Genomic DNA, 343 nt, shown 5'->3' on the forward strand with positions numbered 1-343 from the left:
GACAGCTGACCGAAGAGCAACGATGCCAGATTTGGGCGTTAAAGAAAAGTGATTGGAGCCAGAGGGCAATCGCTAAGGAGCTAGGGGTTAGTCAGCCTACGATTAGTCGGGAGTTGACTCGTAATCGAGGTGGTAATGGGTACCGCCATAAGCAAACACAAGGGATGGCCGAAGAGCGTCGCAGGCTATCGAAGAAGCCAACATAAATGCTACCCACGAAAATTGCACTGATAGAGCGCAAGCTGAAGCTACAATGGAACCCAGAGCAAATTTCCTGCTGATTAAAGTAAGAAGAAAACCTGCTAATCAGCTATGAAGCCATTTACTTGTATGTCTGGGCTGA

General features: G+C 47.8%; 1 protein-coding gene. It reads left to right on the forward strand.

Annotated features, from left to right (window positions below; genetic code table 11):
• Positions 1 to 206, forward strand: a 206-nt coding sequence (locus MO867_RS22800; protein ID WP_252473421.1) for a helix-turn-helix domain-containing protein, incomplete at its 5' end; no start/stop codon positions are given.
• Positions 207 to 343 lie beyond the last annotated feature (137 nt).

The sequence above is a fragment of the Microbulbifer okhotskensis genome, assembly GCF_023895975.1.
GTDB classification, from domain to species: Bacteria; Pseudomonadota; Gammaproteobacteria; order Pseudomonadales; family Cellvibrionaceae; genus Microbulbifer; species Microbulbifer okhotskensis.